The sequence below is a fragment of the Streptomyces sp. DSM 40750 genome (assembly GCF_024612035.1).
Lineage (GTDB): Bacteria > Actinomycetota > Actinomycetes > Streptomycetales > Streptomycetaceae > Streptomyces.
Window position 1 is genome coordinate 7963265 of sequence record NZ_CP102513.1, and the last position, 26595, is coordinate 7989859.

The window sequence follows — 26595 nt, forward strand, 5'->3', positions numbered from 1 at the left end:
GTGATTTGGTGAGTTCTGTGGATCCGCAGGCGTCAGTGGAGCAGACTGCCTTGGAGTTCGGCGCGCAGGTCGGGCGTGAGCACGGCGCCCGCGCGGTCGACGAGCAGCGCCATCTCGTAACCGACAAGGCCGATGTCGCACTCGGGGTGGGCGAGGACGGCCAGGGACGAGCCGTCGGAGACGGACATCAGGAAGAGGAAACCGCGCTCCATCTCCACCACTGTCTGGGCCACATCGCCGCCCTCGAAGATCCGGGACGCCCCGGCCGTGAGCGAGGTGAGCCCGGAGGCGACGGCGGCGAGCTGGTCGGCACGGTCACGCGGGAATCCTTCCGACATCGCCAGAAGGAGACCGTCGGCCGATACGACGACGGTGTGGGACACCCCTGGGGTGTTGTCCACGAAGTTGGTGATCAACCAGTTGAGGTTCTGTGCCGCCTGGCTCATCTGGCTCAACTAACGCTCCTGCTGGTGAGTGGGGCTCGGGAAGCTGCCGGTCTGGCCGGTACCGGCCTGTCGACCTTGCGCGATGCCCCGACGGAGATTGGTCAGCCGGCCGCGTACGTCATCAGGCGAACGCGAGACCTGCGGACCGGTTTGGTGCTGTTGCTGCTGAGCCGTGCCCGGCACGAGGTTCGCGCGCGGGACCCGGCGCGGCAGGCCGGAAGTGGTGACCCCGCCTGCCGAAGGCTGACGGGCTCGTTCGGCCTGGCGGACCAGGTCGTCATTGGGAGTGCTGCGCCAGGTGGGGGAAGCGGGCGCGGTGGGGGTCGCCGGACGCTGAGGAGCGGCCGGAGTCTGGGGTACCGGGGCGGCGGACTGCTGCGGCGCGGGACCGCTGCCCGGCTGCTGGCCGTTCTGACCGCCCTGACCGTGGAACCAGTTGGTCTCCAGCGTGTCGTACAGCGGCGTACGGCCGTCCATCGGACCCGTCGCCGGCGGCAGTGCCTCCGGCTCCTGCGGGCGCGCGGGGCGCTGCGGGGGCATCGGAGGACGCTGCGGCGGCACCGGCGGGCGGGGCGCGCCGTAGTTCTCACCGTTGACCTGCGGCCGCTCGAACTGGCCGGTGTCCTGCGGGTTCTGGCGACCGGGCGCATTGAACCGCCCGGTGCTCTGGCCGTTCTGCCGGCCAGGTGCACCGAACTGTGCCGCGTCCTGAGAGTTCTGCTGGTTCTGCCGACCCGGGGCCCCGAACTGTCCGGTGTCCTGCTGGTTCTGCCGGCCCGGAGCCGGGAACTGGCCCGTGCTGGAGCCGTCGTAACCCTGCGTGGCGAACTGGCCGGTGGACGACGGGTCCTGCGAGCCGCCGCGGGACGGACCGGTGGGCGCCGGCGGAGCACCGGCCCCGCCGAACACGTCGGAGCGGACCCAGGACCCGGAGTCGTTCTGCTGGGTGCCCGCGCCGGGGCGCTGGCTGTCGAAGCCGGAAGGCGGGAAGTCGGCGGCCGAGCCCGGACCCTGGTTGGGGTCGATGCGCGGCATCGGCGCGGTGACGTCCGGCTGCTCCTCGTGGCCGCGCGGGGCGTCCAGCGAGGCGCGCGGCACCGGCGGCTGCGCGTTGTCGTCGCTCCAGCTGGGCGTCCGCGACGGGGAGTTGCCGCCGGGCAGCTCGGCGCGCGGGCCACCGCGGCCGGGCAGCTGCGGACGGCGCCTGCTGGAACGTTCCTTGCCCTGCTTGGGCGGCACGGCGCCGGGACCGTTGTCGGTCCCGCCCGGCCTGCCCGCCCCGGCGTCACCGGGACCGCCGGACGGGAAGCCGCCCTGGCGTGAGGTGTCGTCGAAGCTCTCGAAGTTCTTGGGGCCACCGGTCCCGGCGGCCTGCAGACCCTGCGGGGCCCCCGGCGCCTGACCGCCGCCGAACCCACCGCCGCCGAACCCACCGCCGCCGAACCCACCGGCACCGGCGCCCGCCGGAGCCGGCCGGCCGCCCTGCGGGGGCGCGGGCGGGCCACCCTGCGGCCCACGCGGACCACCGGGGTTGCCGAAACCACCCGGACCACTGGGGTTGCCGGGCAGTGCGGCCCGCGGACCCTGGCCCGCGCCGACCTGCCCGCGCTGCGGAGGGGCACCGAGAAGTCCGCCGCCGGAGGGGCCGCCGCCGAGCGGCGGACCCGACTGGTTGCCGGCCTGGCGACGCGCGGCGGCGGCACCGGCCGCGGCCTGCGCGGCGGCCGGACCACCGGTGGAGGGGGCACCCTGGCCGGGCTTGCCCGGGGTGGGCTTCTTGTTACCCTGCGCGACGTCGACGGGAAGCATGACAAGCGCGGTCGTACCGCCCGAGTCGGACGGACGCAGCTGGATACGGATGCCGTGGCGCTGCGACAGCCGGCCGACCACGAACAGACCCATGCGGCGGGAGACCGAGACGTCCACGGTGGGCGGCGAGGCGAGCCGCTCGTTGATCGCGGCGAGGTCCTCGGGGGAGAGGCCGATACCGGTGTCGTGGATCTCGATCAGCACCCGGCCGTCGGGCAGCGCGTGACCGGTGACCTTGACCTTGGTCTGCGGGGAGGAGAACGAGGTCGCGTTCTCCAGCAGCTCGGCGAGCAGGTGCACGAGGTCGTTGACGACCCGGCCGGCCACTTCGGTGGTCGGCACCGAGGACAGCTCGATGCGCTCGTACTGCTCCACCTCGGACGCGGCGGCGCGGAGCACGTCGACCAGCGGGACCGGACGGGTCCAGCGGCGGCCGGGCTCTTCACCGGCGAGAACGAGGAGGTTCTCACCGTTACGGCGCATGCGGGTGGCGAGGTGGTCGAGCTTGAAGAGGGAGGACAGCTGGTCCGGGTCGGCCTCGCGGGACTCCAGTTCGGAGATGAGCGACAGCTGACGCTGGATGAGGCCCTGCGAGCGGCGCGAGAGGTTGGTGAACATCGCGTTGACGTTGCCCCGGAGGAGGGCCTGCTCGGCGGCGAGGCGGACGGCCTCGCGGTGCACGTCGTCGAAGGCCGCGGCCACCTGGCCGATCTCGTCCTTGGAGTGCACACCGACCGACTCGACGGAGGTGTCGACGTCCTGCGGGTCCGACTCCGACAGCTGCTTGACCAGCTCGGGCAGCCGGTCCTGGGCGACCTTGGTCGCGGTGTCCTGCAGCCGGCGCAGCGAGCGGATCATGGACCGGGCCACGACGAACGCGCCGACCAGCGAGACACCGAGGACGAGCAGGATCAGCGCACCGGAGATGACCGCCTCTTGCTCGGCGTCCGCACGCAGGTTACGAGCGGTCTGCTCCATCTCCTCGAGGAGTGAACCCTCGATCTTCTTCATCTGCTCGATCTTGGACGAGGAGTCGTCGGTCCAGTTCTTGTACGAGCGCTTGTCCTGGCCGCGCAGACCGCTGGTGCTGGACAGCACCCGGTCCGCGTAGAGGTCGGTGGCCTCGATGGTGGGGCTCGCGTCGTCGATCGGCTTGGTCAGCTCTTCGGCGCCGGTGCCGTAGATGTCGGAGAAGGTGCTGCGGTCCGACTCCTCGTTCGCCAGCGCCGAGTTCGCGTACAGCCGGTCGTTGTCGGAGAGCTCGCCGGTCTTGTCATTGCTGTCCGGCAGGGCCGCGGCGATGACCGCGCGCTGGATGGAGGCGTACTCCTTGGCGGAGGAGAACGCCGCCAGGGCACGGGTGCGCTTGATCATGTCCGGGTTGCTGGTGGCCTCGGCCATGTCCGTGGACAGGTCCAGCAACTGGGTGATCAGACGGTGGTACGCCTCGACCGTCTGCGTGGAGTTCTCGGTGTCGGCGTAGGCGTCCTTGCGGATGCTGCTCAGGTTGTACAGCTCGCGCACGACCCGGACGAGACTGTCGCGGACGCCGGGCATCTTCGCCGTGGTGTTCGTGGTCTCGGCGGCCTGGGTCGCGTCGGTGAACTGGACGCGGGCCCGGTCCGTCTTGTCGCGGGTGCCCTTGACCGTCAGGTCGGTGGAGTTCAGACCATGTGCGAGGGGACCGGCCGACAGGTCGCGCTCCTGCTGGAGCGCGGAGGCGAGCTCGGTCGCCTGCTTGGTCATGTCGGTCAGCAGTCGCATGTTGTCGAGCTGCTGGATGTCGTCCACGTTGTCGCCGATGCGCAGTGCGCCCAGCGAGGTCGCCGCCACCACGGGGAGGGCGAGCAGCGAGACGAGACGGGTCGAGATGCGCCAGTTGCGCAGGGCTATTCGGGAGCCGGGCCCTCCGGCACCGGCCTTGCTGCCGCCCTTGGGCTTCCCGGGCGGCGCGGAAGGAACTGACGAGCCGGGGCGCCCGGAGCGCTCACCGCCGTCGCCGATCTCAGCCGGACCCGGGTTCTGGGCGTGCTGGGGGGAGGAACCGTTACCGGCTCCCTTGTGTGGCTCCGGCTCCGCCGAAGCGCTGCCATCCCTCTTGAAACGTCCCTGCACTAGCGTCGCAACCTCTGGACCAGGCGCCCCACCGCGTGAACGGCGGGACGGTGTCGGCGTCTTCGGGGACGCCCTGAATACGTCCCCAATTGGTGGTCGTGAGTGACCGGCGCTGGCTCCCCCTTCCACCGCCGCCGGGCGCTGCTCTGCGCCCCTGCGCGCCGGCACAATCCCGCGGCGGTCCGTGGAATTCCAGCACAGTGCCGGATCTGCAACAAGGCCAATGGGTAACGGTCTGTTCACTGTGACAGCAAGTGAGGGGTGTGTCACCGGGCGTGGAAGGGGTTTCCGTTGATAGCGGACATACCCGTGCGATCCACCGGTGTGAGCAGGGTGTCCCAGTCGCCATGATCAGGAGCGGAATGCGGGCTTCAGGTTACTAATGTCCGTTTCGCGGGGTCGCATTGATGGCCTGAATTGCCCGTTTTACCCATGACTGAGTGAGCAAACTCACACGGCGATCATGTCTTCTTCACGACTTGACCCGGGAATCGGATGTTTAGCCTGGCCCTTTACAGGGATGGCGAATCCGACAACCCGCGCTTGTGGGACGGCCCTTACGGCCCGCCCGGCGCCCGTACACGACGAGGTCCTGGACAACAGTGAAGACGACGACGATGTTCCGCACGATAGCCAACCCCCGGCGCACGACGCTGGCCCACCTCGCCGACGCCGAGGACCTGCGCACGCCGGAGCAGGAGCACTCCGTCGACCTCCCCTCCCAGACCGCCAACCCCCGCCGGACGGTCCTGATGGTGGCACCGGGCGAGACGGCGGAGTAGTTGCACGCTCAAGTACGCGCCGAATCCGCCGACCGCTCAAGTCGGTTCCTGTGAAGAAACAGCGGATTCCTGTGAGTGCCCACGGAAGGGCGCCCGGCACGAGCCGGGGGCCCTTCCGTATTAATGCGCGAGGTGGGCACCCCTTGCCGCGTTAGCCTGGAGCAACACACTCCAGCCAGCTCAGTTAAGGGGCGCAAGCATCCCGTGCGCATCGCCAGGTTCTCCATCGACGGGAACGTAGCCTTCGGCGCGGTCGAGGGCGACAAGCCGGACGAGCTCGTCCTCGACATCATCAAGGGCATTCCGTTCGCGGACTTCGAGCTCTCCGGTACGAAGGTCCCGGTCAGCAAGGTCAGGCTGCTGCCGCCGGTGCTCCCCAACAAGGTCGTGGCCTTCGGCCGCAACTACGCCGAACACGCCAGGGAACTGGGCAACGAGATCCCCGACGCCCCGTTCGCCTTCTTCAAGCCGGCCACCTCGGTGATCGGCCCCGGCGACCAGATCCAGTACCCGTCCTTCTCCGAGGACCTCCACCACGAGGCCGAGCTGGCCGTCGTCATCGGCCGTATGTGCCGCGAGGTCCCACGTGAACGCGTCAAGGACGTGATCTTCGGTTACACCTGCGCCAACGACGTCACCGCACGCGACGTCCAGAAGCGCGAGAAGCAGTGGGCCCGGGCCAAGGGCTTCGACACCGCCTGCCCGCTGGGCCCCTGGGTGGAGACCGACCTCGACCCGAGCGATCTGACCATCCAGCTCACCGTCAACGGCCAGCAACGCCAGCTCGGCCGGACGAGCGAGATGATCCACTCCATCGAGGACCTGATCGTCAACATCACCGAGGCCATGACGTTGCTCCCGGGCGACGTCATCCTCACGGGCACCCCGGCAGGGGTCGGCCCCCTCAACGTCGGCGACGAGGTCGCCGTCACCATCGAAGGCATCGGCACTCTCACCAACAAGGTGATCAAGCGTGGCTAACGGCTCCGTCCGCGTACGTTTCTGTCCGTCCCCGACCGGCAACCCGCATGTGGGTCTGGTCCGCACGGCCCTGTTCAACTGGGCGTTCGCCCGCCACACCGGCGGCACGTTCGTCTTCCGCATCGAGGACACCGACGCGGCCCGCGACTCCGAGGAGTCCTACGGGCAGCTCCTGGACTCCCTGCGCTGGCTGGGCTTCACCTGGGACGAGGGCCCCGAGGTGGGCGGCCCGCACGCGCCGTACCGCCAGTCGCAGCGCATGGACACGTACAAGGAGATCGCCGAGAAGCTCCAGGACGCCGGGCACGCCTACCGCTGCTACTGCACGGCCTCGGAGCTGGAGGAGCGCCGTGACGCCGCCCGCGCCGCCGGCCGGCCCTCCGGCTACGACGGCAAGTGCCGCGAGGTCACGCCCGAGCAGAAGGAGCGGTACGAGGCCGAGGGCCGCGAGCCGATCGCCCGCTTCCGGATGCCCGACGAGACGATCACCTTCACGGACCTGGTCCGCGGCGAGCTGACCTTCACCCCGGAGAACGTGCCGGACTACGGCATCGTCCGCGCGAACGGCGCCCCGCTCTACACGCTCGTCAACCCGGTCGACGACGCCCTGATGGAGATCACCCACGTCCTGCGCGGCGAGGACCTCCTCTCCTCGACGCCCCGCCAGATCGCCCTGTACAAGGCGCTGATGGAACTGGGCATCGCCAAGGAGGTCCCGTCCTTCGGCCACCTGCCGTACGTCATGGGCGAGGGCAACAAGAAGCTGTCGAAGCGCGACCCGCAGTCGAGCCTGAACCTCTACCGGGAGCGCGGTTTCCTCCCCGAGGGCCTGCTCAACTACCTCTCCCTGCTGGGCTGGTCGCTCTCCGCGGACAAGGACATCTTCACGATCGAGGAGATGGTCGCCGCCTTCGACATCGCGGACGTGAACCCCAACCCGGCCCGCTTCGACCTGAAGAAGGCCGAGGCGATCAACGCCGACCACATCCGTCTGCTGGATGTGAAGGAGTTCACCGAGCGCTGCGCCCCGTGGCTGAAGGCCCCGTTCGCCCCCTGGGCGCCGGAGGACTTCGACGAGGCGAAGTGGGAGGCCATCGCCCCGCACGCGCAGACCCGCCTCAAGGTCCTCTCGGAGATCACGGAGAACGTCGACTTCCTGTTCCTGCCGGAGCCGGCCGAGGACGAGGCGTCCTGGACGAAGGCCATGAAGGAGGGCTCCGACGCGCTCCTGCGCACGGCGAAGGAGAAGCTGGAGTCCGCCGACTGGACCTCGGCCGAGTCGCTGAAGGAGGCCGTCCTGGCCGCCGGCGAGGCCCACGGCCTCAAGCTCGGCAAGGCCCAGGCCCCCGTCCGCGTCGCCGTCACCGGCCGCACGGTCGGCCTGCCCCTCTTCGAGTCCCTGGAGATCCTGGGCAAGGAGAAGACGCTGGCCCGCATCGACGCGGCGCTGGCCAAGCTGGCGGCGTGACGCCGGAGCACGTGAGGGGCGGCACCCGGACCACCGGGGGCCGCCCCTTCGGCATCCGACGGACACGACGGCCGGTCGCGGGTTACCGTCGGATCATGGACATCAAGGCCGTGGTCTGGGACGTCGACGACACCCTCTTCGACTACACGACGGCCGACCGGGCCGGAATGCGCGACCACTTGGCCGCCGAGGGCCTGCTCGACGGATACGACTCGGTCGAACACGCCCTGCGGCGCTGGCGCGAGCTCACGGACCAGCAGTGGGCGCGGTACGCGGCGACCGGCCTCGACTGGGAGGCCACCCGGCGCGACCGCGTCCGGGACTTCCTGGCGGAGCCGCTCAGCGACGAGGCGGCCGACGCCTGGTTCGCGCGTTACATCGCTCACTACGAGCGGGCCTGGACCCTCTTCCCGGATGTGCTGCCCATCCTGGACGCCCTCGCCGCCAGCCACCGGCATGCCGTGCTGTCGAACTCCACGATCCGCGTCCAGGACCACAAGCTGCGCGTCCTCGGTGTACGGGACCGCTTCGAGGCGGTGCTGTGCGCGGCCGAGCTGGGCGTCCACAAACCGGCCGCCGAGGCGTTCCACGCGGCTTGCGAGGCCCTGGAGCTGCCGCCGCACGAGGTCGCGTACGTCGGCGACCACCCGGAGATCGACGGCCGGGGCGCCTCCGACGCCGGTCTGCTGTCGGTCTGGATCGACCGCGGCGGCGTCTACGCGACCGTCGACCCGCCCGCCGGGCCGCACCGAATCGCCACCCTCGCCGAACTCCCCGCGATCCTCGGCTCGGATACCCGTTTTGGAGCGCCGTCCACCTTCGGGTAATGTTCTTTCTGCGCCGCCGGGGAGCGGGCCGAAAGGCCGGAACCGACGGAGCAAGCTAGAACAAAATCCCCTCAAGGGCTTGCGTTCCAGTGGCCTATGGTGTAATTGGCAGCACGACTGATTCTGGTTCAGTTAGTCTTGGTTCGAGTCCAGGTAGGCCAGCTCGCAGAGCTCATCTGCGTCGCGGAGATCGATTCCGCAAAGCCCCCGTTGTGTAGCGGCCTAGCACGCTGCCCTCTCAAGGCAGTAGCGCCGGTTCGAATCCGGTCGGGGGTACAGATCCTTCCCGCGAGGAGAGTTCGGGTAGCTCCCCCTCACTTCGATGCAGGATCGCTAGGGCCCCCGTTGTGTAGCGGCCTAGCACGCCGCCCTCTCAAGGCGGTAGCGCCGGTTCGAATCCGGTCGGGGGTACTGAACTGGTCTAAACCACATTGGTCTATGGTGTAATTGGCAGCACGACTGATTCTGGTTCAGTTAGTCTTGGTTCGAGTCCAGGTAGACCAGCTCGGACCTGCGGAAACGCAGGCTCCATGCCCCCGTTGTGTAGCGGCCTAGCACGCCGCCCTCTCAAGGCGGTAGCGCCGGTTCGAATCCGGTCGGGGGTACACATCAGGAAGGTCCTCCACTTCGGTGGGGGGCCTTCTTCGTCGCTGGGCCCAGGGCGCGCCGCTCGACCCGTCACCCCGCCTACTCGATGCCGTACCGCCGCGCCGACTCCTCCTCCTGTGCCAGCCGGTGCAGCGCGCGCAGTACCGGCTCGAAGAGCACCGCCGACGAGACCGCCAGCTCCACCTTCTCCCTGTCGGACGCACAGGTCTCCAGGCGATCCAGGTCCCGCACGGCCGCCTGGCGCATCAACTCGGCGTACGGGGCCATGAGTTCGGCGTCGCACGGATAGCCCAGCCGCAGCAGCGTGGCCACCAGCGCCACCAGTGAACGATGTACGGGGGAGAGGGAGCCGATCTCCCTCGCCGAGTTCCAGCCCAGCATCCGCAGCAGTCGGTCCACCTCGGCAGTCGCGGTGACCGTGACCGGGTCCTCCTCGTCCGGGTCGGGAGCCTGGGGCAGCGCCCACAGGGCCGCGCCGAGCCGGATCGTGCGGCCCAGGGACTCGTCGTCGACGTGCCTGAGCACCTCCCTGGCGTTGGCCACCGGCACCTTGCCCACCTGGATCAACGCCCGCACCAGCCGCAGTCGGCGCAGGTGTCCCTCGTCGTACTCGGCCGTCGTCGCGTTGATCTGGTGGCCCGGCGCCAACAGGCCTTCGCGCAGGTAGTACTTGATCGTCGCGGTGGACACACCGCTCTCTCGGCTCAGTTCGGCCAGTCGCATATCCCTTGCGCCTTTCCTTGGTTAGCGGCACTATCCAAGCATGGGCACTCGGATAGTGCCGCTACCCAAGGGCGGGTATGGACCGTCAGGGACAAGGGGGAGTCATGTTCGGGAATCCGGTCGTCGCCGGTCGCACCACCGCGGGAGCCGAGGGGGAGGTCGTGGTCCTGCTCATCGGCATGCGCGTCAACCACTTCTGGGCCGTGCACCACTGGGTGCCGGTGCAGCTGGCGATGGTGCGCATGCTGCGGGAGCTGCGGAAGGACAAGAGCCGTGGCCTGTTGGGCGCCGTGCTGCTGACGGCCTCGCCGCGGACGTACTACGTCGTCCAGTACTGGGAGTCCAAGGAGAAGCTGTACGGGTACGCGCACGCGCCCGACGCGTTCCACCGCGTGGCGTGGGCGGCGATCAACCGCAAGGAGCGGAAGGGAAAGGCCCGGCAGCATGTGGGGCTGTGGCACGAGACGTATGTGGTGCCGGAGGGGGCGTACGAGGCGATCTACTCGGACATGCCGGCGTTCGGGTTGGCGGCCGCGCACGGACAGGTGGCGGTGGAGCGACGGGGGAAGTCCGCGAAGGAGCGGTTCGCTCATCGGTCGGGGGAGGGGGCGGGTGCGTGAGTGCCTGGTCGCCGTGAGGGGGCTGTGTGTGGGCGGCTGCGGGTCGGTCGTGGTTGCTCGCGCGGTTCCCCGCGCCCCCGACGGGGCGCGCTGTGGTTGATCTCATGAGAAAAGGCCTGCCGCGGCGTTGAGGCAGGCCTTTTCGTGGTGGGACGGATTTTTGGGAGTCAGCCTGTGCGGCGCAGGGCCTCCGAGAGGCGGCCTGCGGCGTCGATGACGGCCTGGGCGTGCATACGGCCGGGGTGGCGGGTCAGGCGCTCGATGGGACCCGAGACCGAGACCGCGGCCACCACGCGGTTCGACGGGCCGCGTACGGGGGCGGAGACCGAGGCGACGCCCGGCTCGCGCTCGCCGATGGACTGGGCCCAGCCCCGGCGCCGTACGCCCGAGAGGGCGGTGGCCGTGAAGCGGGCGCCCTGCAGGCCGCGGTGCAGGCGCTCGGGTTCCTCCCAGGCCATGAGGATCTGGGCCGAGGAACCGGCCTTCATCGTGAGGGTCGAACCGACCGGGACCGTGTCCCGGAGTCCGGACAGGCGCTCCGCCGCAGCGACGCAGATGCGCATGTCGCCCTGGCGGCGGTAGAGCTGCGCGCTCTCGCCCGTCATGTCTCGGAGGTGGGTGAGCACCGGGCCCGCCGTCGCGAGGAGGCGGTCCTCGCCGGCGGCCGCGGCCAGCTCGGCCAGCCGGGGGCCGAGGATGAAGCGGCCCTGCATATCGCGTGCCACCATGCGGTGGTGTTCCAGAGCCACGGCCAGGCGGTGGGCCGTGGGTCGTGCGAGTCCGGTGGCGCCGACCAGACCCGCGAGGGTGGCCGGACCGGACTCCAGAGCGCTCAGGACCAGGGCCGCCTTGTCCAGAACGCCGACGCCGCTACTGTTGTCCATGCAACGATACTCGCGTCTCACTCTGTGAAACGCAAGTTCAATTTCGCGTGGACCTTGCCACTCTGGAAGCAGAACAAAACGGCTCGCGGACCAACGAGCCCGGCGGCCGGCGCTCATACGAGGGGTAAGGGCGCTCGCCACCTCCGATATCTCTAGTTGGGCCGGTGTACGGACAAGCCGGCCGGAGGGAAAGCGATGGGTAGGACACTCGCGGAGAAGGTCTGGGACGACCACGTCGTCCGGCGCGCCGAGGGCGAGCCCGACCTCCTCTTCATCGATCTGCACCTGCTGCACGAGGTGACCAGCCCCCAGGCCTTCGACGGTCTCCGCAAGAGCGGGCGGAAGGTGCGCCGGCTCGACCTGACCATCGCCACCGAGGACCACAACACCCCCACCCTCGACATCGACAAGCCCATCGCGGACCCGGTCTCCCGCGTCCAGCTGGAGACGCTGCGCAAGAACGCCGCCGAGTTCGGGGTGCGCCTGCACCCGCTGGGCGACGTCGAGCAGGGTGTCGTGCACGTCGTCGGCCCGCAGCTGGGTCTGACCCAGCCCGGCATGACGGTCGTCTGCGGCGACTCCCACACCTCGACGCACGGCGCCTTCGGCGGTCTGGCCTTCGGTATCGGTACCTCCCAGGTGGAGCATGTGCTGGCCACCCAGACGCTGCCGCTGGTCCGCCCCAAGACCATGGCCATCACGGTCGAGGGCGAGCTGCCCGACGGCGTCACCGCCAAGGACCTGATCCTGGCGATCATCGCCAAGATCGGTACGGGCGGCGGCCAGGGCTATGTCCTGGAGTACCGCGGCTCCGCCATCGAGAAGCTCTCGATGGAAGCCCGCATGACCATCTGCAACATGTCGATCGAGGCCGGCGCCCGCGCGGGCATGATCGCCCCCGACGAGACCACCTTCGAATACCTCGAGGGCCGTCCCCACGCCCCCGAGGGCGAGGACTGGGACGCGGCCGTCGCGTACTGGAAGACGCTGAAGACCGACGAGGACGCCGAGTTCGACGCCGAGGTGATCATCGATGGCGCCGCCCTGGCGCCGTTCGTCACCTGGGGCACCAACCCCGGCCAGGGCGCGCCGCTTTCGGCGTCCGTCCCCGACCCGGCTTCGTACGAGGACGCTTCGGAGCGCCTCGCCGCCGAAAAGGCCCTGGAGTACATGGGGTTGGCGGCCGGCCAGCCGCTGAAGTCCATCAACGTGGACACCGTCTTCGTAGGCTCGTGCACCAACGGCCGCATCGAGGACCTGCGCGCCGCCGCCGAGCTGATCAAGGGCCGCAAAGTCGCCGACGGCGTACGGATGCTGGTGGTCCCCGGCTCCGCGCGGGTCGGTCTGCAGGCCGTCTCCGAGGGTCTGGACGTCGTCTTCAAGGAGGCCGGCGCCGAGTGGCGGCACGCGGGCTGCTCCATGTGTCTGGGCATGAACCCCGACCAGCTGGCCCCGGGTGAGCGCTCCGCGTCCACCTCCAACCGCAACTTCGAGGGCAGGCAGGGCAAGGGCGGCCGTACGCACCTGGTCTCGCCGCAGGTCGCCGCCGCGACGGCCGTCCTGGGCCACCTGGCGTCCCCCGCCGACCTGACCGACGCCGACACCCGTACGCCCGCTGGAGTCTGAACAGTCATGGAAGCATTCATCACGCACACCGGCCGGGCCGTCCCGCTGCGCCGCAGCAACGTCGACACCGACCAGATCATCCCCGCCCACTGGCTCAAGAAGGTGACCAGGGACGGTTTCGAGGACGGGCTGTTCGAGGCCTGGCGCAAGGACTCGTCGTTCATCCTCAACCAGCCCGAGCGCCAGGGCGCCACCGTGCTGGTCGCCGGCCCCGACTTCGGCACCGGCTCCTCCCGTGAGCACGCCGTGTGGGCGCTGCAGAACTACGGCTTCAAGGCCGTCATCTCCTCTCGCTTCGCCGACATCTTCCGTGGCAACTCGCTCAAGAACGGCCTGCTCACGGTCGTTCTGGAGCAGAAGATCGTGGACGCGCTGCAGGAGCTCACCGAGAAGGACCCCGAGGCCGAGATCACGGTCGACCTGGAGGCCCGCGAGGTGCGCGCCGAGGGCATCACCGCCCCCTTCGAGCTGGACGAGAACTCCCGCTGGCGGCTGCTGAACGGGCTGGACGACATCTCCATCACCCTCCAGAACGAGGCCGACATCTCCGCGTACGAGGCCAAGCGCCCCTCGCACAAGCCGAGGACGCTGACGGTCTGACCCACCGGCGCGGACCACCCCTCGGGGCGGTCCGCGCAAGGCGGATTCCAGCCACCTCGACACCCCCAGGTACCCCCAATCGTGCACGGTTGGGGGTACTGCCATGTTCGGGTTCGGGGACCTTCGAAGTCGCGTGCAGAAAGGTTTCAACTCCCCTAGTTACAAAGGTGATTGCCGGGGTACGCGCATCATGGTGCGGCATCGGATCGGGGTGCTCCCAAGGGCCCTGGTAGACGGCAGTTACCCCCTGCGCAGGCGACAACTCGCCCCAGATGGCACAATCTGTGCATGGAACACGACGGCCAACTCGAGCTCTATACGGCGGTCGCGGGCCAACTCAAGGAAGCGCACGCAAGAGTGCGCGCACTGCAAGTCCCGGAGGGCGTACGCATGGCGCTGACCCGGAAGCTGCTGGTCATTACGGCCGTGGCCAAGCACGATCTCGCCGACGCGGCAAGGCGGCTGGAGAGCTTCACGACGGACCTCGACGAGGGGCGAATGCCCACAGGGGAACGCTGAAGGAACTCCATGACCGCCGAGTTCGTTGCGGCACAAGGGTGATAAGCCCGTTTCGTGTTTGATTTGCGGTATATATCTGCCTAACGTGCGAAAAAGCTTGAACACTTTCGTTCTGGCGATGTCTCCGAAGGGGAAGACGTGAACAAGGCGCAGCTCGTAGAAGCGATTGCGGACAAGGTCGGCGGGCGTCAGCAGGCCGCCGATGCGGTCGACGCCGTTCTGGACGCCATCGTCCGGGCAACGGTCGCGGGTGAACGGGTCTCGGTCACCGGCTTCGGTTCGTTCGAGAAGGTCGACCGGCCGGCCCGTTACGCCCGCAACCCGCAGACGGGTGAGCGGGTTCGGGTCAAGAAGACCTCCGTGCCGCGCTTCCGTGCGGGCCAGGGCTTCAAGGACCTGGTGAGCGGCTCGAAGAAGCTTCCTCGGGGTGGCGAGGTCGCGGTCAAGAAGGCGCCCAAGGGCAGCCTGACCGGTGGGGCTTCGGCGACGGTCAAGAAGGCGGCGGCGAAGAAGACGACCGCGAAGAAGACCACCGCCCGCAAGACCACCGCCGCCGCCAAGAAGACGACGGCGGCCGCGAAGAAGACCACGGCGAAGAAGACGACCGCCAAGAAGGCCACCACCAAGACGGCGGCGGCCAAGAAGACGACCGCCAAGACCACGGCGGCGGCGAAGAAGACCACGGCGCAGAAGGCGCCGGCCAGGAAGGCCACGGCGAAGCAGGCGCCGGCCAAGAAGTCGACGGCTCGCAAGACGACCGCGAAGAAGGCTGCCGCCCGCCAGCAGTAGGGCGCTGGGTACTCACACGCGCCGGGCCGGGCTCCTTGATTGGAGCCCGGCCCGCGGCGTTTGTTGAAAAGAGTTCTGGGTGCCTGCCCGCCGTGGGTGAGTTGTGGGGACGGCGGGGTGCGGGTTGTGTGTGACTGGTCGAGTCCACGCGGTGGAGCCGTATATCGATACAGCCCCGCGCCCTTTTCGGGCGTGGCCCTGGTGGGCGCTTCTCCAGAAGAGCCGCAATGCGATCAGAGTGTTTGCAGGGTGATCAGAGTGTCTGCAGGGTGATCAGGGTGATGCGGAGGGATTCGCCCGTGCCCTCTGTCTCGATGCGCACCCGCTGGCCCGGCCGGAGGAGGCGCAGGGCGCCCGCGTCGAAGGCCGGGGCGTCGAAGGGGACGGGGGTGCCGTCGTCGAGGAGGACCTGGCCGGTGCGGGTGGTGGGGTCGTAGGTGTACGCGGTGGCCTGCATGGGCGCAGCCTACTGGCCGGGTATCAGCAGGCGCGCGGCCGCGGCGGCCGTACGGGGGCCGACGCCGAGGGCGAGAGCGGCGCGGAGGTCCTCGCCGGTGTCGACGTCCTGGCGTACGGAGTCGACGGTGTCGAGGACGAGTTCCACGGCGCCGGAGCGGCGGTGGCGGAGGCGGGAGCCGGGGCCGAAGGCGGGGGAGAGGTCATGGCCGGGGGCCGCGGCGAGCAGGGTGGTGCCGATGCCGGCGGCGTCCGGGAGGAAAGAGCGGGGGAACGCGGCGGCCGCGTCCAGGACGCGGGTCAGCTCCTCGGGCCGCAGGGCGGGCAGATCGGCGTTCAGGGCCGCGACGGGGCTCTGCGGGCGTACAGCGCGTACGACGGCGGTTCCGTGGCGCAGAGCGGCGTTCAGGCCGCCCCCGGGGCTGTCGTGGGGATCGTCCGGGACCGTCCGGGCGCCCAGGGCCGCCAGTTCGCGGGCGGCCAGGGGGTCGTCCGTGACCACCACCACACCGCCGACCGCGGTGGCGGCCAGCGCCGCGGCCACGGTGTCCTGGGCGAAGGCGAGGGCCAGGCCGGGGCGCACCCCGTCGCCGGCGGTGTCCGAGAGCCTGCTCTTGGCCCGCGCCAGGGGCTTCAGGGGTACGACCAGGGTCCACTGCACGGGCGTTCCGCCCCTCTCTTGTCGCGGCCATTGTCACCTGGGCGCAATGGGCGGCCGCAGGGCGGGGCGTACGGTGTTCTCGACAGACCGGTGGCCCGGGGCGACACTTGTGCGGCTCCGGGCTCCCGGAGCAGGCCCTGGGAAGTCCTAGAGGAAGGTGTCCGCGTGCCCCGCCGGAGAATCGGCTTCTGGTACCGCCTCGCCGCGGTGATCGCCAAACCGCCACTGGTGGTGCTGATCAAGCGGGACTGGCGTGGAATGGAGAACATTCCGGCCGAGGGTGGATTTATCACTGCCGTGAACCACAATTCGCATGTCGATCCCTTTGCGTACGCCCATTATCAGTACAACAGTGGGCGCGTTCCGCGATTTCTCGCGAAGAGCGGTCTCTTCGGTAAGGGATTCGTCGGAGCCATCATGCGCGGCACCGGACAGATCCCCGTCTACCGCGAGAGCACCGACGCGCTGAGCGCCTTCCGGGCCGCGATCGACGCCGTGGAGCGCGGCGAATGCGTCGCCTTCTACCCCGAGGGCACCCTCACCCGCGACCCGAACGGCTGGCCTATGACCGGCAAGACCGGCGCCGCCCGGGTCGCCCTGCAGACCAAGTGCCCGGTGATCCCGGTCGCCCAGTGGGGCGCCAACGAACTGCTGCCGCCGTACGCCAAGAAGCCCAGCCTCCTGCCGCGCAAGACCCACCACGTGCTCGCGGGCCCGCCCGTCGACCTCTCGCGTTTCTACGGCCAGGACGTGACCCCCGACCTGCTGAAGGACGCGACGGAGGTCATCATGGCCGCCATCACCCGCCAGCTGGAGGAGATCCGCGGCGAGCGGGCGCCAAAGACGCCGTACGACCCGAAGCTGGAGCGGATCGAGCAGCGGCGCAGGTCCGCCCGGTCGGTCGTCGACCATCAGAAGCACCGACAGCACAGCACGGTCCAGCGGGCACAACATCAGGAAGAGGGGCAGGGCAAGTGAGCAAGCCGGTCAAGGCGGCCGTCTTCGGCACCGGTTCGTGGGGCACGGCCTTCGGCATGGTGCTCGCCGACGCGGGATGCGACACCGTGCTGTGGGGGCGGCGTCCGGAACTCGCGAACGCGGTCAACTCCACCCGGACCAACCCGGACTACCTGCCCGGCGTGGAGCTCCCGGAGAACCTGTGGGCAACCACGGACCCCGCCGAGGCCGCCGCGGACGCCGACTTCACCGTTCTCGCCGTCCCCTCCCAGACGTTGCGCGGCAACCTCGCCGACTGGACCGGCCTGCTGGCCCCCGACACCGTCCTCGTCTCCCTCATGAAAGGCGTCGAACTCGGTTCCGCCATGCGGATGAGCGAGGTGATCGAGGACGTCGCGAAGGTCGGCCAGGACCGCATCGCCGTCGTCACCGGGCCCAACCTGGCACGCGAGATCGCCTCCCGCATGCCGGCCGCATCCGTGGTCGCGTGCACCGACGAGGCCGTGGCCCAGCGGCTCCAGGCCGCCTGCCACACGCCGTACTTCCGCCCGTACACGAACACCGACGTGGTCGGCTGCGAGCTGGGCGGCGCGGTGAAGAACGTCATCGGGCTCGCCGTCGGCATCGCGGACGGCATGGGCCTCGGCGACAACGCCAAGGGGTCGCTCATCACGCGCGGTCTCGCCGAGACGACCCGGCTCGGCCTCGCGATGGGCGCCGACCCGCTCACCTTCTCCGGACTCGCGGGCCTCGGCGACCTGGTGGCCACCTGCTCCTCGCCGCTCTCCCGCAACCACACCTTCGGCACCAACCTCGGCAGGGGCATGACCCTGCAGGAGACCATCGCGGTCACCAAGCAGACCGCCGAGGGCGTCAAGTCCTGTGAGTCCGTACTGGACTTGGCGCGCCGGCACGGCGTCGACATGCCCATCACGGAGACGGTCGTCGACATCGTCCACGACGGTAAGCCGCCCGTGGTCGCCCTCAAGGAGATGATGTCGCGCAGCGCCAAGCCGGAGCGACGCTGAGCGATGGCAGGCGTTCGGACGCTGACTGCCGCCCTACCAACGGGTACCCTCAACGCGATATGAGCAGCGAGAACCTCCCCCAGAGCCCTGAGCAGCCGTCCCGCAAGCCGCGCGTGGCCGTCGTCTTCGGCGGCCGCAGCTCGGAACACGGGATCTCCGTGGTCACGGCCGGCGCCGTACTGCGTGCCATCGACCGGACGAAGTACGACGTCCTGCCGATCGGCATCACCCGGGAAGGCCGTTGGTTTCTCACCGCCGACGAACCGGAGCGCATGGCGATCACCGACCGGCGAACGCCGAGCGTCGAGGAACTCGCCGAGTCGCGGGAGGGCGGCGTGGTGCTCCCCGTCGACCCCGCCAACCGCGAAGTCGTCTACAGCGAGCCCGGTTCGGTACCCAAGGCGCTCGGCGAGGTCGACGTCGTCTTCCCCGTCCTGCACGGTCCGTACGGCGAGGACGGCACCCTCCAGGGCATGCTGGAGCTCTCCGGTCTCCCCTACGTCGGTTCGGGCGTCCTCGCCTCGGCCGTCGGCCAGGACAAGGAGTACATGAAGCGGGTGTTCACCTCCTTCGGGCTCAAGGTCGGCCCGTACGTGGTGATCCGGCCGCGCGAGTGGCAGCTCGACGAGTCCGCCGCCCGGAAGAAGATCATCGACCTCGCCGGTGAGCACGGCTGGCCCCTCTTCGTGAAGCCCGCCCGCGCGGGCTCCTCCATCGGCATCACCAAGGTCGACGACCTCGCCGGCCTCGACGAGGCGATCGCCGAGGCCCAGCGGCACGACCCGAAGATCCTCGTCGAGGCGGCCCTGCGCGGCCGCGAGATCGAGTGCGGCGTCCTGGAGTTCGAGGACGGCCCCCGCGCCTCCGTCCCCGCCGAGATCCCGCCGCCCGAGGCCCACGCGTACTACGACTTCGAGGCCAAGTACATCGACTCGACCCCCGGCATCGTCCCGGCCCCCCTCACCCCGGAGGAGACCGCCGAGGTCCGGAAGCTCGCGGTCGACGCCTTCGAGGCGGCGTCCTGCGAGGGCCTGGTGCGGGCGGACTTCTTCCTCACGGAGGACGGCGAGTTCGTGATCAACGAGATCAACACCTTGCCCGGCTTCACGCCGATCTCGATGTATCCGGCGATGTGGAAGGCGAGCGGAATCGAGTACCCGGAGCTGGTGGACCGCCTGGTGCAGGCCGCCCTGCACCGTTCGACGGGCTTGCGCTGAGGCGCGCCCCGTAAGGGGCGCGGGGAACCACGCGACCAGCCACAACCGGTCCGCAGCCTCCCGAGGCAATCCCTTAGGAGGCAATCCCTTCAGGAATGGTTTTCTTGATCGCGGGCGCCAGCTCCACCAGGATCGGCGAGGTGTCCTCCCTGGCCCGATCCGCCGTCACTGTCACCTCCACGTACGCAGAGCGATTGGCGGTGGTGAAGCGATACGACTCGTCGTCCCGCTTCTCCATCAGCCAGTCGACCCCGTCGACGGCACCGGCCACCGCATCGGCGTCGCGCCCCTTGGCCACCTCCGGATCGATCATCTTCGGCGGCTGAGGAACACCACAGCGCAGTATGATCACCGCGTCACCCCAGCCTGCCGTCAGTTCGGAGGCCGACTGAGGATCTTGGCGGCTGAGACCGTCCACCTTTCGCGGCAGAACCCCGTCCAGGTTCCGGCACAGTTTCGTGGCGGCAGCCCCAGCGCTGGGAACCGCCGCCGTGCCGCCGTCGTCTGCTGAGGAGCAGCCCGCGACGGCGATCAACGACATGGCCAGGACGGGCAGCCCGAGGCGAGCGGGGTGCCGGTGACGCAACGAGTTCACCGGCCAAGGGTAGACGGGGGCTACAGGTGTACGACCGGGCAGGTCAGGGTGCGGGTGATGCCGTCCACTTGCTGGACCTTCGCGACCACCAGTCGGCCGAGGTCGTCGACGGTGTCGGCCTGGGCGCGCACGATGACGTCGTACGGGCCCGTCACGTCCTCGGCCTGGACGACCCCAGGGATCTTGCTGATCGTGTCGGCGACGGTCGACGCTTTGCCGACCTCCGTCTGGATCAGGATGTACGCCTGTACCACGGAACCTCCAGGGCGGCCACGAGGATCATGTGGATCATGTCGGGAAAAGGAACGCCACGGTATCGCGTCGTCACGCGCCAGGGGGAGACCCATGGAGGCCGCGCCGCGCACACCGGGGTGCGGGGACGACGGAAGTTGACGGTCCACTCGACCGTACCGAGGACGAGAACGGCCCGCGACCGGGCGCGAGTGACACTGGAAGCGGCACAAGAAGGGGCGATACGACGATGAAGGGCACCGTGGGAGAGCTGGGGGAGTTCGGGCTCATCAGGGAGCTCACCTCCCGGCTCACCACCACCCCGGCGGTCCGGGTCGGCCCCGGCGACGACGCCGCCGTGGTGGCCGCGCCGGACCGCAGGGTCGTGGCGAGCACCGATCTGCTCCTGGAGGGCCGGCACTTCCGGCGCGACTGGTCCACGGCCTACGACGTCGGGCGCAAGGCGGCCGCGCAGAACCTCGCGGACATCGCCGCCATGGGCGCCGTACCCACCGCGCTGCTCCTCGGCCTGGTCGCCCCCGCCGAACTCCCGGTGACCTGGGCCACCGAGCTGATGGACGGCCTGCGCGACGAGTGCCAGGTGGCCGGCGCGGCCGTGGTGGGCGGTGACGTCGTACGCGGTGACACCATCATGATCTCGATCACCGCGCTCGGTGATCTGCGCAACCACGAGCCCGTGACGAGGGGCGGAGCCCAGCCCGGCGATGTCGTGGCCGTCACCGGCTGGCTCGGCTGGTCCGCCGCCGGGCACGCGGTGCTCTCCCGCGGTTTCCGCTCGCCGCGCGCCTTCGTCGAGGCCCACCGGCGCCCCGAGCCGCCGTACCACGCGGGGCCGGCAGCCGCCTCCCTCGGCGCGACCGCGATGTGCGACGTGAGCGACGGGCTGATCGCGGACCTGGGGCACATCGCGGAGGCGAGCAAGTGCCGGATCGACATCCGCTCCGGCGCGATCGACATCCCGTCCCAGATGAACGACATCGGGCAGGCCGTCGGTGTCGACCCGATCCAGTGGGTGCTCACCGGTGGCGAGGACCACGCGATCGTGGCGACCTTCCCGCCCGACGTGAAGCTGCCCGCGCGGTGGAAGGTGATCGGCGAGGTCCTCAACCCGTCGGCGCTGCCCCAGGTGACCGTGGACGGAGCGCCCTGGACCAGCAAGGGCGGCTGGGACCACTTCGGGGACATCGAGTCATGAGCCCCGCGCCACCGAGGGTGCTCACCGTGGCCGGCTCCGACTCCGGCGGCGGGGCCGGTATCCAGGCGGATCTGAAGACGATGCTCGCGCTCGGGGTGCACGGCATGAGCGTCGTCACGGCCGTCACCGCCCAGAACTCCCTCGGCGTGCAGGGCGCTTGGGAGCTTCCGGTCGAGGCCGTACGGGCCCAGTACCGCAGTGTCGTCGACGACATCGGCGTCCAGGCGGTCAAGACCGGCATGCTCGCCTCCGCCGAACTCGTCGAGACTGTCGCCGAGTTGCTCGCCGCCACCGACGCGCCGGTCGTCGTCGACCCGGTCGGCGTCTCCAAGCACGGCGACCCGCTCCTCGCCGCCTCCGCGCTGGACTCCGTACGCAACCGGCTTCTGCCGGTGGCCACCGTCGCGACCCCCAACCTCGACGAGGTCGCCCAACTCACCGGCGTACGAGTCCGGTCGGAGGCCGGGATGCGCGAGGCCGCCGAGGCCCTGCTGGCGTACGGGCCCCGGTGGGCGCTGATCAAGGGCGGACATCTCCCGGGGGACGCCGTAGACCTGCTCACCGACGGCTCCGAGGAGCACTGGCTGCGGGCCCCCAGGTACGACAACCGGCACACCCACGGCACGGGCTGCACCCTCGCCTCCGCCATCGCGTCGCAGCTCGCGCAGGGGCGGACCGTGCCGGAGGCCGTGGCGGCGGCCAAGGAGTACGTCACCGGGGCGATCGCCGCGGGGTTCGCGCTCGGCGGGGGGATCGGGCCCGTGGACCACGGCTGGGCTCTGAGGGCCGGTGGTTGAACCCCCGCCCTTCGGGCGGGCGACCGGGGTGTGTCCACCGGGCCTCACCCGGGGTACTCCGGCAACTTGATGTTCGTCGCCGACTTCTCGGTGAGCCGCTTGAAGAAGGCCGCCAGCGGGCGGGAGGCGAGCAGGCGGTACATGCGGTCCCGGCTGCGGATCCGCCGCTCGGTGGGCGGCGCGAAGAACGGGCCCGCGTTGCCCGAGGTCTTCTGGCAGCCCTTGGCGAAGTCCCGGATGCGGTTCTCGTACGCGGCGAACGCCGTACGGTGGTCCCCGCCCGCCAGGGCGAGTTCACCGGCCAGGACGTACGCGCCGACGATCGCCACACCGGTGCCCATGCCGCCCATCGTGGCGCCGTACCCCGCGTCCCCGAGCAGCGCCACCCGGCCCTCGGCGAGCCGGTCGACGTGGATCTGGGCGATCGCGTCGAAGTACAGGTCGTCGGCCGCCTCCAGCCCCTTGAGGACGTTCGACCCCTCCCAGCCCATGCCCGTGAACCGCTCGACGAGGATCCGCTTCTGCGCGGCGACATCCCGGCGGTCGTACGACAGTCGATCGGACCGGAAGACCAGCAGCGCGACCGCCCGGCCCGGATCGCCGTCGTAGTTGCCGAGGGCTATCGCGCGACCGGGCTCGCTGTAGAGCCGGCCGGTGCGGTCCAGACCCAGGTCGTTCGGGACGTCGAAGCCGGCCACGTAGTGGTCGAAGAAGCGCAGATGGCGGGATTCGTCGCCGAAGACCAGGCCGCGGGTGTGGGAGTGGAGGCCGTCCGCGCCGATCACCAGGTCGAAGCGGCCGGCCGGGCCGCTCTCGAAGGTGACGTCGACGCCGTGGGGCGTGTCCGTGAGCGTGGCGATCGAGTCACCGAACACGTACTCGACGCGGTCCCGGGTGCGCTCGTACATGATGCGGGCGAGCTCGCCGCGGAGGATCTCCACGTCACCGCTCATCATCTCCGACGGCAGGTCCACCTTCGGGGAGCCGTCCGCGTCGACGACGATCTGCCGGCCCATGTGGGTCTGCCGGGCGTGGATCTCGTCCCAGATCCCCATCTCGGTCAGCACTTTCCGGTGCACCTGCCCCCGGAAGTCGACGGCGAAGCCGCCCGCACGCAGGTCGGGCGCCTTCTCGACGACGGTGACCCGGGCGCCGTAGCGGACGAGGTTCAGGGCGAGGGCCGGACCGGCGACGCTGGCGCCGGAGATCAGGACGGTGAGATGGCTGAGGTCGTAGGTCTTGTTCGTCATGCACGGCAGCTTGGGCGGAACCGCTGACCGTCCCCCTACCGTTCGCTGACCGCGGCTGACCCGAGACGTCGGCCCTGGTCGAAGGCCTTGTCGTACGCCTCGGGCGACAGCCGCCCGCGTACGTCCCGCTCCGTGCGTACGGCATCGGGGTCGCCCTCGACGCGGGCGCCGCGCAGGGCCGTGGCCGCGCCCAGGAGTTCGGCGGCGCGCCCGGCGGTCGGGGCGACGGAGGCCAGCGCCTCGGCGAGTTCCGCCCGTGCGAGGACGTCGGGGGAATCCAGGGCGTGGGAGCGGGCCCGCGCGAACCAGTCGCGGGCCGCCTCGACGTCCCCCTCGGCGGCCTCCGTACGGCCGAGCCCGATGAGGATCCGAACCGTCTCGCCGACGCTGAACCAGTTCGCCGCACACGCCTCCAGGGCGTTTTCGTAGTGCACGCGCGCGTGGGCCGTGTCCCCGGCGAGCCGGGCCAGGTCGCCGAGGCCCCGCCGGGCGCTCGCCACCTTGTCGTGCGCGCCGGCGGTACGGGCGAGCGCGGCGGACCGGGTGTAGTGGGCGGCGGCCTCCTCGGCGTCGCCCCGGTGCAGCAGCACGCTCGCGCGGGTGCGGAGCAGATCGGCGGTCTCCTCGGGCGCCTGGAGTTCCCGTAGGTGCGCCAGGCCTTCGTCGAGCAGTTCCAGGGCGCGCCCGTGGTCGCCGCGCCAGTCGGCCAACGAGGCCAGGGGATCCAGGGAGTTGGCCATGCCCCAGCGGTCGCCGGTCGCGCGGAAACCGGTCAAGGCGCGCGCGAAGGCCGCCTCAGCCGTGGCCGGACGCCCCGCGAACAGCTCCTGATAGGCGAGGCCGACGTCCAGCAGCGCGTGGCCCCACGGATCGTCGTTCATCTGCACCGCACGGATCTCCTCCTTCACGGAGAGGACCGGGCCGCCCACGAGCGACCAGATGACCATCGTGGCCGGCAGCCGCAACGGAGCGTCCAGGGCCCGCAGTACGGCCGCCACACGCGCGAGGCGCTCGGGTTCGCCGGGGTCGTCACCGCGCCCGGCGACCGTGTTCATCACACACAGCGCGTACTCCTCGGCCAGCCCCGGGGGCGGCACCTCGCCGACGGCCGCCAGCAACGCGCGGGCGAGCGGGATGTGCTCGCCCTGTGGACCGCGCAACCGCCAGAACCACGACAGGGCCGCCATCAGCCGCAGGGCGTCCGCGGTGTCCGTGTGCAGCAGATGGCGCAGGGCCGTGTCGAGATTGCCGTGCTCGGCGGTCAGCCGGGCCAGCCAGGGAAGCTGCCCCGCGCTCCGCAGGAACGGCTCCGCGCGCTCGGCCAGGGCCAGGAAGTACTCGGCGTGCGCGGTCCGCAGCCGCCGGGGATCGTCCTCCCCGGCGAGCCGCTCGGCGGCGTACGCGCGGATCGTCTCCAGCATCCGGTACCGCCCGTCGGCGACCTCCACCAGCGACTTCTCCACCAGCGAGGCCAGTAGATCCTCCGCGTACGGCACCCCGCACACCGCCTCGACCGCCTCTGCCGTCGCACCCCCGGAGAACACCGCCAGCCGCCGCGCCAGCTCCCGCTCGGCCTCGTCCAGCAGGTCCCAGCTCCACTCCACGACGGCCCGCAGCGTGCGGTGCCGGGGGGCCTTGGTGCGGTCGCCGCGTGAGAGGAGCCGGAAGGGGTCGGTGTCGTGGACGCGGGCGGTCTCGGGCGTGGGCCCGTGGGTGCTCAGCCGTGCGCCGAGGCGGTCGGCGAGTTCGTCCACGGTCAGCGTGCGCAGCCGGGCGGCGGCCAGCTCGATGGCCAGGGGCAGCCCGTCGAGGGCGGCACAGATGTCGGCCACGCGCGCGTGCCCGTCGGGACCGGCCGTGCGCCGGCGCTTCTCGACGCCGGCCACATGCGCGGGCCCCTCGGTACCGGGATCGCCGTTGCCCAGGTCGGGGCGTACGGCCCGCGCGCGGTCCAGGAACAGGTGACCGGCGGGCTCCGGCGGCAGTGGTGGCACCGGCACGAGGACTTCACCGGTGATGCCGAGCGACTCCCGGCTGGTGGCCAGGACGCGGAGATCGGGGCAGCCGCCGAGCAGGAGCCCGACCACGCGGGCCGCCTCCTCGACCAGGTGCTCGCAGTTGTCGAGCACGAGCAGCAGTTCACGCTCCTCCAGGGCGCCCAACAGCCGCTCCGTGGCCTCCGCGGCCGGATTCGCGGAACCACGCAGACCCTCGCGCACGCCGAGTGCCGAGAGGATGGCGTACGGGATCTGCGCGCCGTCGGTCAGGGGAGCCAGCTCGGTCACGCAGACGGTCGCGGCGGAGTCCGCGTGGGCTCGCGCGGCCTCGATCGCGAGCCGGGTCTTGCCCGCCCCGCCGGGGCCGGTGAGCGTGACGAGGCGGGAGCCGGACGGTTCGGAGCCGGCCAGGAGCGCGGCGATACGCGTCAGTTCGGTGTCCCGGCCGATGAAACGGGTGAGTTGGGCCGGTACCCGGGGCCGGCGCGGGGCCGGGCCCTGCCCCCGCAGCAGTTCGAGGTGGAGTGCGGAGAGCTCGGGCGACGGGTCGGCGCCCAGGTCGTCGGCGAGGGTGCGCCGGGCCTCCTCGTAGACGCCGAGCGCCTCGGCGGGGCGCCCGCCCGCGTGGAGCGCCCGCATCAGCTGCCCGTACAGCCGCTCGCTCAGCGGGTGCGCGGCGAGCAGCGAGCGCACCTCGGGGACGAGTTCGGGGCCGCCGCCGAGCGCGAGGTCCGCCTCGATCCGGTCCTGTACGGCGGTCAGCCGCAGCTCGTCGAGGCGCGCGACCTCGGCGCAGGCGTCCGGGAGGTCGGGCAGCGCGGGTCCGCGCCACAGGGCGAGCGCCTCGCGCAGCAGGGCCGCCGCCTGCGGATGGTCCCCGGCGGCGAGAGCGGCCCGGCCCTCCCGGGAGAACCGCTCGAAGAGCTGGGCGTCGATGGAGTCGGGCGGGACGGCGATGCGGTAACCGGCGGGTGTGGCCTCGATCTCCGGGTGCGGGCCCAGGCGCCTGCGCAGCCGGGAGATCTGCGACTGGAGCGCGTTGGCGGCCCCGGCGGGTGGCTCGGCACCGTACAGGCCGTCGATCAGGCGCTCGACGGAGACCGTACGGCCCGCGTCGAGGAGCAGCAGCGTCAGCAGGGCGCGGGGGCGGGGGCCGCCGGGGTCCAGCGCGGTGCCGTCGTCGGTGCGTATGTCGAGGGGACCCAGGATGCCGAACCGCATTCACGGGATTCTGGCAGCAAGAGGATGTGCGGACAGGCCAAAAGGCCGTGCGGGCAGGCGAAAAGGCCGTGCGGCCACGCCAAGAGGCCGTACGGACAGGCAAAGGCCGCGCGGGCACGGCAAAAAGCCGGTCCACCCGAGGGTGGACCGGCTCTGTGCAGCGAACCAGCA

General features: G+C 70.6%; 24 protein-coding genes and 5 tRNA genes. 19 read left to right on the forward strand and 10 right to left on the reverse strand.

Annotated elements, in window-relative coordinates; translation table 11 throughout:
- Window positions 1–32 precede the first annotated feature (32 nt).
- A complete protein-coding gene (locus JIX55_RS35500) occupies window positions 33–446 on the reverse strand; it encodes a roadblock/LC7 domain-containing protein (protein WP_005479910.1) in 414 nt (137 codons plus the stop codon).
- A 9-nt stretch (window positions 447–455) separates the two neighbouring features.
- Window positions 456–4370 (reverse strand): sensor histidine kinase, encoded by a 3915-nt coding sequence (locus JIX55_RS35505; protein ID WP_257567321.1) that lies wholly within the window; start codon window positions 4368–4370, stop codon window positions 456–458.
- 602 nt (window positions 4371–4972) lie between these two features.
- Here JIX55_RS35505 and JIX55_RS35510 point away from each other — a divergent pair.
- The 9 genes from JIX55_RS35510 to JIX55_RS35550 all read left to right on the forward strand — a co-directional run bounded on the left by JIX55_RS35510 (window position 4973) and on the right by JIX55_RS35550 (window position 9033).
- Window positions 4973–5152, forward strand: a complete 180-nt coding sequence (locus tag JIX55_RS35510; protein WP_257540194.1) for a hypothetical protein — start codon at window positions 4973–4975, stop codon at window positions 5150–5152.
- Between the two features lie 204 nt (window positions 5153–5356).
- The gene (locus tag JIX55_RS35515; RefSeq protein ID WP_257567323.1) at window positions 5357–6133 is read left to right on the forward strand and encodes a fumarylacetoacetate hydrolase family protein; all 777 of its coding nucleotides are present in this window, start codon (window positions 5357–5359) and stop codon (window positions 6131–6133) included.
- Entirely contained in the window at window positions 6126–7601 is a 1476-nt protein-coding gene (gene gltX, locus JIX55_RS35520; protein ID WP_257567324.1) for a glutamate--tRNA ligase, read from the forward strand. Before JIX55_RS35515 ends, gltX begins: the two co-directional genes overlap by 8 nt.
- Window positions 7602–7696: 95 nt before the next feature.
- On the forward strand, window positions 7697–8428 hold the full coding sequence (locus JIX55_RS35525; protein ID WP_257567325.1) for an HAD family hydrolase: 732 nt from the start codon (window positions 7697–7699) through the stop codon (window positions 8426–8428).
- 90 nt (window positions 8429–8518) lie between these two features.
- A tRNA-Gln gene (locus tag JIX55_RS35530) sits at window positions 8519–8590 on the forward strand.
- 41 nt (window positions 8591–8631) lie between these two features.
- A tRNA-Glu gene (locus tag JIX55_RS35535) sits at window positions 8632–8704 on the forward strand.
- 62 nt (window positions 8705–8766) lie between these two features.
- Window positions 8767–8839: transfer RNA gene (locus JIX55_RS35540), tRNA-Glu, on the forward strand.
- Window positions 8840–8860: 21 nt separating this feature from the next.
- Window positions 8861–8932 (forward strand) — tRNA-Gln (locus tag JIX55_RS35545).
- A gap of 28 nt (window positions 8933–8960) precedes the next feature.
- Window positions 8961–9033 (forward strand) — tRNA-Glu (locus tag JIX55_RS35550).
- Between the two features lie 82 nt (window positions 9034–9115).
- Here JIX55_RS35550 and JIX55_RS35555 read toward each other — a convergent pair.
- Window positions 9116–9760, reverse strand: a complete 645-nt coding sequence (locus JIX55_RS35555; RefSeq protein WP_257567326.1) for a MerR family transcriptional regulator — start codon at window positions 9758–9760, stop codon at window positions 9116–9118.
- Between the two features lie 104 nt (window positions 9761–9864).
- Here JIX55_RS35555 and JIX55_RS35560 point away from each other — a divergent pair, with 104 nt between their 5' ends.
- Window positions 9865–10380: a DUF4188 domain-containing protein gene (locus tag JIX55_RS35560; RefSeq protein WP_257567327.1), complete on the forward strand. Its 516-nt coding sequence runs from the start codon at window positions 9865–9867 to the stop codon at window positions 10378–10380.
- 167 nt (window positions 10381–10547) lie between these two features.
- Here the strand turns inward: JIX55_RS35560 and ndgR are convergent, their stop codons facing one another.
- Entirely contained in the window at window positions 10548–11264 is a 717-nt protein-coding gene (ndgR, locus tag JIX55_RS35565; RefSeq protein ID WP_257567328.1) for an IclR family transcriptional regulator NdgR, read from the reverse strand.
- 195 nt (window positions 11265–11459) lie between these two features.
- Between ndgR and leuC the strand changes: the two genes are divergently transcribed.
- The 4 genes from leuC (at window position 11460) to JIX55_RS35585 (ending at window position 14798) form a co-directional block, all read left to right on the forward strand.
- The gene (gene leuC, locus JIX55_RS35570; protein ID WP_257567329.1) at window positions 11460–12890 is read left to right on the forward strand and encodes a 3-isopropylmalate dehydratase large subunit; all 1431 of its coding nucleotides are present in this window, start codon (window positions 11460–11462) and stop codon (window positions 12888–12890) included.
- A gap of 6 nt (window positions 12891–12896) precedes the next feature.
- Window positions 12897–13490, forward strand: coding sequence for a 3-isopropylmalate dehydratase small subunit (gene leuD, locus JIX55_RS35575; RefSeq protein ID WP_257567330.1), 594 nt, complete (start codon window positions 12897–12899; stop codon window positions 13488–13490).
- Between the two features lie 288 nt (window positions 13491–13778).
- Window positions 13779–14009 (forward strand): hypothetical protein, encoded by a 231-nt coding sequence (locus JIX55_RS35580; protein ID WP_257540179.1) that lies wholly within the window; start codon window positions 13779–13781, stop codon window positions 14007–14009.
- A gap of 138 nt (window positions 14010–14147) precedes the next feature.
- Window positions 14148–14798 carry an HU family DNA-binding protein gene (locus tag JIX55_RS35585; protein ID WP_257567331.1) on the forward strand — a complete coding sequence of 217 codons (651 nt, stop codon included), beginning with the start codon at window positions 14148–14150 and terminating at the stop codon, window positions 14796–14798.
- A gap of 253 nt (window positions 14799–15051) precedes the next feature.
- Here JIX55_RS35585 and JIX55_RS35590 read toward each other — a convergent pair whose 3' ends face one another.
- The gene (locus tag JIX55_RS35590) at window positions 15052–15255 is read right to left on the reverse strand and encodes a hypothetical protein (protein ID WP_257567333.1); all 204 of its coding nucleotides are present in this window, start codon (window positions 15253–15255) and stop codon (window positions 15052–15054) included.
- Between the two features lie 9 nt (window positions 15256–15264).
- Window positions 15265–15915, reverse strand: coding sequence for a 2-phospho-L-lactate guanylyltransferase (cofC, locus tag JIX55_RS35595; RefSeq protein WP_257567334.1), 651 nt, complete (start codon window positions 15913–15915; stop codon window positions 15265–15267).
- Window positions 15916–16080: 165 nt separating this feature from the next.
- On the opposite strand from cofC, the gene JIX55_RS35600 reads away from it, so the two are divergent.
- The 3 genes from JIX55_RS35600 to JIX55_RS35610 are packed head-to-tail and all read left to right on the forward strand — an operon-like array spanning window position 16081 to window position 19117.
- On the forward strand, window positions 16081–16893 hold the full coding sequence (locus JIX55_RS35600) for a lysophospholipid acyltransferase family protein (protein WP_257567335.1): 813 nt from the start codon (window positions 16081–16083) through the stop codon (window positions 16891–16893).
- Window positions 16890–17900, forward strand: coding sequence for an NAD(P)H-dependent glycerol-3-phosphate dehydrogenase (locus tag JIX55_RS35605; RefSeq protein WP_257567336.1), 1011 nt, complete (start codon window positions 16890–16892; stop codon window positions 17898–17900). The genes JIX55_RS35600 and JIX55_RS35605 overlap by 4 nt, the downstream gene beginning before the upstream one ends.
- 59 nt (window positions 17901–17959) lie before the next feature.
- Window positions 17960–19117 (forward strand): D-alanine--D-alanine ligase family protein, encoded by a 1158-nt coding sequence (locus JIX55_RS35610; RefSeq protein ID WP_257567338.1) that lies wholly within the window; start codon window positions 17960–17962, stop codon window positions 19115–19117.
- Window positions 19118–19190: 73 nt separating this feature from the next.
- Here JIX55_RS35610 and JIX55_RS35615 read toward each other — a convergent pair whose 3' ends face one another.
- Both JIX55_RS35615 and JIX55_RS35620 read right to left on the reverse strand, forming a co-directional pair.
- The gene (locus tag JIX55_RS35615; protein ID WP_257567339.1) at window positions 19191–19712 is read right to left on the reverse strand and encodes a DUF3515 domain-containing protein; all 522 of its coding nucleotides are present in this window, start codon (window positions 19710–19712) and stop codon (window positions 19191–19193) included.
- A 20-nt stretch (window positions 19713–19732) separates the two neighbouring features.
- A complete protein-coding gene (locus JIX55_RS35620) occupies window positions 19733–19966 on the reverse strand; it encodes an Lrp/AsnC family transcriptional regulator (RefSeq protein ID WP_257567340.1) in 234 nt (77 codons plus the stop codon).
- Between the two features lie 227 nt (window positions 19967–20193).
- Here JIX55_RS35620 and JIX55_RS35625 point away from each other — a divergent pair, with 227 nt between their 5' ends.
- On the forward strand, window positions 20194–21159 hold the full coding sequence (locus JIX55_RS35625) for a thiamine-phosphate kinase (protein WP_257567341.1): 966 nt from the start codon (window positions 20194–20196) through the stop codon (window positions 21157–21159).
- A complete protein-coding gene (gene thiD / locus JIX55_RS35630) occupies window positions 21156–21956 on the forward strand; it encodes a bifunctional hydroxymethylpyrimidine kinase/phosphomethylpyrimidine kinase (RefSeq protein WP_257567342.1) in 801 nt (266 codons plus the stop codon). The genes JIX55_RS35625 and thiD overlap by 4 nt, the downstream gene beginning before the upstream one ends.
- Before the next feature lie 44 nt (window positions 21957–22000).
- Here the strand turns inward: thiD and JIX55_RS35635 are convergent, their stop codons facing one another.
- Both JIX55_RS35635 and JIX55_RS35640 read right to left on the reverse strand, forming a co-directional pair.
- Window positions 22001–23206 (reverse strand): FAD-dependent monooxygenase, encoded by a 1206-nt coding sequence (locus JIX55_RS35635; protein ID WP_257567343.1) that lies wholly within the window; start codon window positions 23204–23206, stop codon window positions 22001–22003.
- Between the two features lie 35 nt (window positions 23207–23241).
- Window positions 23242–26424 carry a BTAD domain-containing putative transcriptional regulator gene (locus JIX55_RS35640; RefSeq protein ID WP_257567344.1) on the reverse strand — a complete coding sequence of 1061 codons (3183 nt, stop codon included), beginning with the start codon at window positions 26422–26424 and terminating at the stop codon, window positions 23242–23244.
- Window positions 26425–26595: the final 171 nt, after the last annotated feature.